Raw genomic sequence first — 6,583 nt, 5'->3', positions numbered from 1 at the left:
CGCACCGCTGCGGTGATGGAGGTGAATTCTGGTTTCGCGCTCGGGCATCGCGGCGCGCATCGCGGACCCGAGCGGGTGCCCGTCCGGCACGGGGCGCAGGTGTTCCGGGATGGGGCGCAGCGACAAGCGCAGCCGGCGGCGGCCGAGTTCGTCGATCCAGCGTTCGCGTTCGGCGGGCGTCAGCCGGTCGAGCACGTCGGCGGTGGCCGCGATCTCCTGCGCCACGCCTTCGAACAGCGCGGCGCGCCCGACGCGCTCGCGCTCACCGACGAAGAGCGCGAAGCTCACCGCCAGTACGATGGCAATGCCGACGAGCCAGATGAGCATCAGGCGCGAGAACAGGCTGCGGGGCCATGGCATCCTCACGCGGCCTCCGGTCCGCCGGCGGCCGTGCTGACCTCGGCAGCCAGCACGTAGCCCTCGTTGCGCACGGTCTTGATGATGGCCGGCTCGCGTGCGTTGTCGCCGAGCCGTTGGCGCAGGCGGCTGACCTGAAGATCGATCGAACGGTCGAAAACGTCCGCCTCGCGCCCCTGGGTGAGCTCCATCAACTGGTCGCGGGACAGTACCTTCTGCGGGTGCGAAAGGAAGACCGAGAGCATCCGGTACTCGGCGCCGGACAGGGCGACGACCGTGTTGCGGGTGTCGATCAGGTGCCGATTGACGGTGTCGAGGCGCCAGTTGGCGAAATGCAGTTCGCGCGCGTTGGCGGGCGGGGTCGCCTCCAGGTTGGGCGGCAGGGCGCGGGTACGGCGCAACACCGCGCGGATGCGCGCATAGAGTTCGCGCGGCACGAAGGGTTTGGTCAGGTAGTCGTCGGCGCCCATCTCCAGGCCGAGAATGCGGTCCATGTCCTCGCCGCGCGCCGTGAGCATCAGGATGGGGGTGTTCGCCAGCTGCCCGCCCGCCGCGCGCAGGTTGCGGCACAGGGTCAGGCCGTCGTCGCCCGGCATCATGATGTCGAGCACGATCAGGTCGATGCGGTGTTGCTCGAGTACGCCCTTCATCTCGCGGCCGTCGGCCGCGGTGCTGCAGCGCAGGCCCTGCTTCTCGAGGTAGTCCGCGAGCAGGCTGCGGATGTCGCGGTCATCGTCGACGATCAGGATGTGGTCTTGGTGGTTCATCGCACGGTCTCCATGGCGCGCATCTTAAGGCTGGCGGCTGCGGTGTTTGTATCCCACCGTATCAAACCCGTGGTCTGTGACAAGACGCTGCAATACGGCCGGTGCGGGACAAATCGCGCTTACATCGCGGTGCTGTAATGGGTCCGTCGCCCGAATCGTCGGGTGCCGGAAACAGCAGACCCAAATGGAGAACATCATGAAAACCTGGATCAAGTCTTCGATCGCCGCCGCCGTCATCGCCACCGGTGCCCTTGGAACGAGCGCTGCGCTTGCGTGGGGCGGCCAGTGCGACGGTGGGGGCGCGCGTGGTGGCAAGACGGGCTGGTCGAAGATGGCGCCGGAGCAGATGAAGGCGAAGATGGCCGAACGTTCTGAACTGCACATGGCCCGTCTCGAGCTTGCGCTGGCGCTGAGTCCCGAGCAGAAACCCGCGTTCGAGGCCTTCAAGGCAGACATGAAGGCGCGCGGTGAGCGCATGGCGACGGCAATGGCCGAACGGCGCGGAACGGTGCAGCCGAAGACGGCGCTCGAACGCATGGCGGCCATGGAGGAGATGAGCAAGCAGCGTGCGGTCGAGTTGGCCGAGGCGCGGGAGTCGGTCGGACGTTTCTATGCGACGCTGAGCGATGCGCAGAAGACCGTGTTCGATGCCGAGTTCCAGAGGATGGGGCCGCGCGGCTCGAAGGGCGAGCGCGGCATGCGGGATGGCATGGGCGACGGCCCGCGCCATGGCGGAATGGGATCGGGACGCGGCTGAGGGCTTGCGCGGATCCGTTCAGTTCCGGTGAACGAAGAGAGGCCATCCCGAGGGATGGCCTCTTGTCTCCTCCCCCGTTTATGCGGGGCGCAGTCTCTTAGTGGAACTGCTCTTCTTCGGTCGAACCGGTCAGCGCCTTGACCGAGGACGAACCGCCCTGGATCACGGTGGTCACGTCGTCGAAGTAGCCGGCGCCGACTTCCTGCTGGTGCGACACGAAGGTGTAGCCCATTTCACGTGCGGCGAATTCCGGCTCCTGGACCATCTCGACGTAGTGCTTCATGCCTTCGCCGCGGGCATAGGCGTGCGCGAACTTGAAGGTGTTGAACCAATTGACGTGGATGCCGGCCAGGGTGATGAACTGGTACTTGTAGCCCAGCGCCGACAGCTCGTCCTGGAACTTGGCGATGGTCGCGTCGTCCAGGTTCTTCTTCCAGTTGAAGGACGGCGAGCAGTTGTAGGACAGCAGCTTGCCCGGGCAGGCGGCATGGACGGCCTGCGCGAACTCGCGGGCGAAGCCCAGGTCCGGGGTGCCCGTCTCGCACCACACCAGGTCGGCGTAGGGCGCGTAGGCGACGCCGCGGCTGATGGCCTGCTCCAGGCCGTTCTTGACGCGGTAGAAGCCTTCCTGAGTGCGCTCGCCGGTCAGGAAGGGCTTGTCGTTGGCGTCGTGGTCCGAGGTGATCAGGTTGGCGGCTTCAGCGTCGGTACGGGCCAGGATCAGGGTCGGCACGCCCATGACGTCGGCAGCGAAGCGGGCCGAGATCAGCTTCTCGATCGCTTCCTGGGTCGGCACCAGCACCTTGCCACCCATGTGGCCGCACTTCTTCACTGCCGCCAGCTGGTCTTCGAAGTGCACACCGGCGGCACCGGCGGCGATCATGTTCTTCATCAGCTCGAAGGCGTTCAGCACGCCGCCGAAACCGGCTTCAGCGTCGGCGACGATCGGCAGGAAGTAGTCGATGAATTCCTTGTCGCCCGGGTTGATGCCACGCGACCACTGGATCTCGTCGGCGCGCTTGAAGGTGTTGTTGATGCGGCGAACCATGGTCGGCACCGAGTCGTAGGCGTACAGCGACTGGTCCGGGTACATGGTCTCGGAGGTGTTGCCGTCGGCGGCGACCTGCCAGCCGGACAGATACACGGCCTCGAGGCCAGCCTTGGCCTGCTGCATCGCCTGACCGGCGGTGATCGCGCCGAAGGCGTTCACATAACCCTTCTTGGCGCCGCCATTGACACGCTCCCACAGCAGCTTCGCGCCGCGCTGGGCCAGGGTGTACTCGGGCTGCAGGCTGCCGCGCAGGCGAACGACGTCGGCGGCGGAGTAGCCGCGCTTGATGCCTTTCCAACGGGTGTTCTCGGCCCAGTCTTTTTCCAGAGCGGCGATTTGCTGTTCGCGGGTCAGGGTCATGATGCTTCCTTTTCAGTGCAGAAGGGTGTCAACCATCGCGGCCGGTTCAGGCATCCGTCGCGGTGTTCCTGCCGCAACGTTTTCGAGGGAGAAAAGCGTTGCAGATGGGATGCAGTATAGGAGGCATCCTGCGCAGCAGCAATAGGTCTTATATAAGATATAAGAAAAAATCTTGTTCAAAAAAAACAGTGCCTTGAGCACTGCGTTTTGCAGTATGAAACGGCAATGAGCTTTGTGAAACGAATCGGGCGCTGGGGTTTGCTGCGCTGCGGTGCGCCGGCATGGGTGCGTGCTCGACGCCCGGCCGACCGGCTTCGGGCGACCGGGCGGCACCTTGCCACGGAGACTCAGACGAGCGGATGCTCGGCGACGATGACGCCGTCCTCGTCTGCATACACATAGTGCCCGGGTCGGAAGGTGACGCCGCCGAAAGTGACGGGGACATCGACCTCGCCCACGTTGCGCTTGACCGTCTTGCGCGGGTGAGTGCCGAGGGCGAACACGCCGAGGTCCATCTCGCCGATCGCCTTCGAGTCACGGATGCAGCCGTAAACGACGATCCCGGCCCAGCCGTTCCTGACCGCCAGCTCGGCGAGCTGGTCGCCGACCAGGGCGCAGCGCATCGAAGCCCCGCCGTCGATCACCAGCACGCGGCCGTTACCGGCGGACTCGACGGCTTTGCGTACGAAGGAGTTGTCCTCGAAGATCTTCAGCGTGCTGATCGGGCCGCCGAAGCTGCTGCGACCGCCGTAGCTGCCGAACATGGGGCTGACGACGCTGACCTTGTCCTCGTGGGCGTCGCACAGGTCGGCTGTCTGGATGTTCATGTCTGTTCCTCGTCTCGGGATGGATTGCGGGCCGGCAAGTCCGGTCTGCGGGCATGATAGTCGAGTGATGCGGACTTCGTGGCGGCCGCCAGGCGCAAAAAAAGCGCACCCCGCAGGGTGCGCTCTCGTGATCCGCCCGGCCGTTCAGACGGTTTCGGCCGCGGCTTCCTCGAACACCAGCTTGACCTTGTCGTCTTCGTCCAGATCGATGGTCACCTTGCCGCCATTCACCAGGCGCCCGAACAGCAACTCGTCCGCCAGCGCCGATCGGATGGTGTCCTGGATGAGGCGTGCCATGGGGCGGGCGCCCATCAGCGGATCGAAGCCCTTCTCGGCCAGCCAGGCCTTGAGATCGTCGGTGAAGTGCGCCTCCACCTTCTTCTCGTGCAACTGGGCTTCGAGCTGCATCAGGAACTTGTCCACCACGCGCAGGATGACCTCGTTGTCGAGCGCCTTGAACGAGATCGTCGCATCCAGGCGGTTGCGGAACTCCGGCGTGAACATGCGCTTGATGTCGGCCATCTCGTCGCCGCTTTCACGCTTGGCGGAGAAGCCCATGACCGACTTCTGCATGGTCTCGGCGCCCGCGTTGGTCGTCATGATGATGATCACGTTGCGGAAATCCGCCTGGCGGCCGTTGTTGTCGGTCAGCGTGCCGTGATCCATCACCTGCAGCAGGATGTTGTAGATGTCCGGGTGGGCCTTCTCGATCTCGTCGAGCAGCAGCACGCAGTGTGGCTTCTTGGTGATCTGCTCGGTCAGCAGGCCGCCCTGGTCGAAGCCGACATAGCCCGGCGGGGCGCCGATCAGCCGGCTCACCGCGTGACGCTCCATGTACTCGGACATGTCGAAGCGCACCAGCTCGATGCCCAGCGTGTAGGCGAGCTGGCGGGCGACCTCGGTCTTGCCGACACCGGTCGGCCCCGAGAACAGGAAGGAGCCGATGGGTTTCTGCGGATTGCCGAGACCCGAGCGCGACATCTTGATCGCCTTGGCCAGTGCCTCGATCGCGGCGTTCTGACCGAACACCACGTTCTTGAGGTCGCGCTCCAGCGTCTTCAGCGCGGCCTTGTCGTCGTTCGACACGGTGCGCGGCGGGATGCGGGCGATCTTGGCGACGATCTCCTCGATCTCGTTGCGGCCGATGGTCTTCTTCTGCTTCGACTTCGGCAGGATGCGCTGCGCTGCGCCGGCTTCGTCGATGACGTCGATCGCCTTGTCCGGAAGGTGGCGGTCGTTGATGTACTTGGCGGACAGCTCGGCTGCGCTCGACAGCGCAGAGCTCGAGTACTTGATGCCGTGATGCTCCTCGAAGCGGCTCTTGAGGCCCTTGAGGATCTCGACCGTCTCGGCCACCGACGGCTCGACCACGTCGATCTTCTGGAAGCGCCGCGACAGCGCGTGGTCCTTCTCGAAGATCTGGCGGAACTCGTTGTAGGTGGTCGCGCCAATGCACTTCAGCTGGCCCGAGGACAGCGCAGGCTTGAGCAGGTTGGAAGCATCCAGCGTGCCGCCCGAGGCCGCGCCCGCGCCGATCAAGGTGTGGATCTCGTCGATGAAGAGGATCGCGTTCGGGTTCTCGGTGAGCTGCTTCAGCACCGCCTTCAGACGCTGCTCGAAGTCGCCCCGATACTTGGTGCCGGCGAGCAGGGCGCCCATGTCGAGGGCGAAGACCTGCGCGTTCTCGAGAATCTCGGGCACCCGGCCCTCGACGATACGGCGCGCGAGACCTTCGGCAATTGCGGTCTTGCCGACACCGGCCTCGCCCACGAGCAGGGGATTGTTCTTGCGCCGGCGGCACAGGGTCTGGATGACCCGCTCGACTTCCTTCTCGCGCCCGATCAGCGGGTCGATCTTGCCGACCAGGGCTTGCTGGTTCAGGTTCTGCGTGTAGCTCTCGAGCGCGCCGCCGGCCTGCTTCTCGTCGGACTCCTGCTCGCCCTGTTCGGACTCGCTTCGGCTTTGCGAGGCACCACCCTGCGGCGGCGCCTTGGCAATGCCGTGCGAGATGAAGTTGACGACGTCGAGGCGGGAAATGTTCTGGCGCTGCAGGTAATAGACCGCGTGCGAGTCCTTCTCGCCAAAGATCGCGACGAGGACGTTGGCACCGGTCACTTCCTTCTTGCCCGAGGACTGGACGTGCAGGATCGCGCGCTGGATCACACGCTGGAAGCCGAGCGTAGGCTGCGTGTCGATCTCGTCGCTGCCTTCGATGCGCGGTGTGTGTTCGTTGATGAAATTGGTCAGTTCGCGACGCAACTCATCGATCTCGGCGCCGCAGGCGCGCAAGACCTCGGCGGCCGACGGGTTGTCCAGCAGCGCGAGCAGCAGATGCTCAACGGTGATGAACTCGTGTCGTTTCTGACGTGCCTCCACGAAAGCCATGTGCAGGCTCACTTCAAGCTCTTGCGCGATCATTCAGTTTTCCTCCATCACGCATGCCAGCGGATGTTGATGCTGACGA

Annotated in this window: 5 protein-coding genes and 1 pseudogene; 1 reads left to right on the top strand and 5 read right to left on the bottom strand. The window is 64.8% G+C overall.

Translation table 11 applies throughout. The features are described from left to right. A pseudogene (locus tag RBT54_RS17960) lies at nucleotides 1–366 on the bottom strand (two-component sensor histidine kinase); the annotation flags it as partial. Further along, entirely contained in the window at nucleotides 363–1,124 is a 762-nt protein-coding gene (locus RBT54_RS17955) for a response regulator (RefSeq protein ID WP_004258855.1), read from the bottom strand. The gene RBT54_RS17955 and the pseudogene RBT54_RS17960, both read right to left, overlap by 4 nt. A gap of 196 nt (nucleotides 1,125–1,320) precedes the next feature. Here RBT54_RS17955 and RBT54_RS17950 point away from each other — a divergent pair, with 196 nt between their 5' ends. Next, nucleotides 1,321–1,881, top strand: a complete 561-nt coding sequence (locus RBT54_RS17950) for a Spy/CpxP family protein refolding chaperone (protein ID WP_320368370.1) — start codon at nucleotides 1,321–1,323, stop codon at nucleotides 1,879–1,881. A gap of 97 nt (nucleotides 1,882–1,978) precedes the next feature. Here the strand turns inward: RBT54_RS17950 and aceA are convergent, their stop codons facing one another. From aceA to clpA, 3 genes are all read right to left on the bottom strand, one after another. After that, nucleotides 1,979–3,292: an isocitrate lyase gene (gene aceA / locus RBT54_RS17945; protein ID WP_004258851.1), complete on the bottom strand. Its 1,314-nt coding sequence runs from the start codon at nucleotides 3,290–3,292 to the stop codon at nucleotides 1,979–1,981. Nucleotides 3,293–3,639: 347 nt separating this feature from the next. After that, a complete protein-coding gene (gene rraA / locus RBT54_RS17940; protein WP_048708550.1) occupies nucleotides 3,640–4,119 on the bottom strand; it encodes a ribonuclease E activity regulator RraA in 480 nt (159 codons plus the stop codon). A gap of 144 nt (nucleotides 4,120–4,263) precedes the next feature. Further along, nucleotides 4,264–6,537, bottom strand: coding sequence for an ATP-dependent Clp protease ATP-binding subunit ClpA (clpA, locus tag RBT54_RS17935; RefSeq protein ID WP_004258844.1), 2,274 nt, complete (start codon nucleotides 6,535–6,537; stop codon nucleotides 4,264–4,266). Nucleotides 6,538–6,583 lie beyond the last annotated feature (46 nt).

This window comes from Thauera sp. (genome assembly GCF_034003485.1).
In the GTDB taxonomy this organism is placed as follows: domain Bacteria; phylum Pseudomonadota; class Gammaproteobacteria; order Burkholderiales; family Rhodocyclaceae; genus Thauera.
Note: the sequence above shows the minus strand (reverse complement) of the source record. Positions and strands in the feature narration are given on the sequence as shown.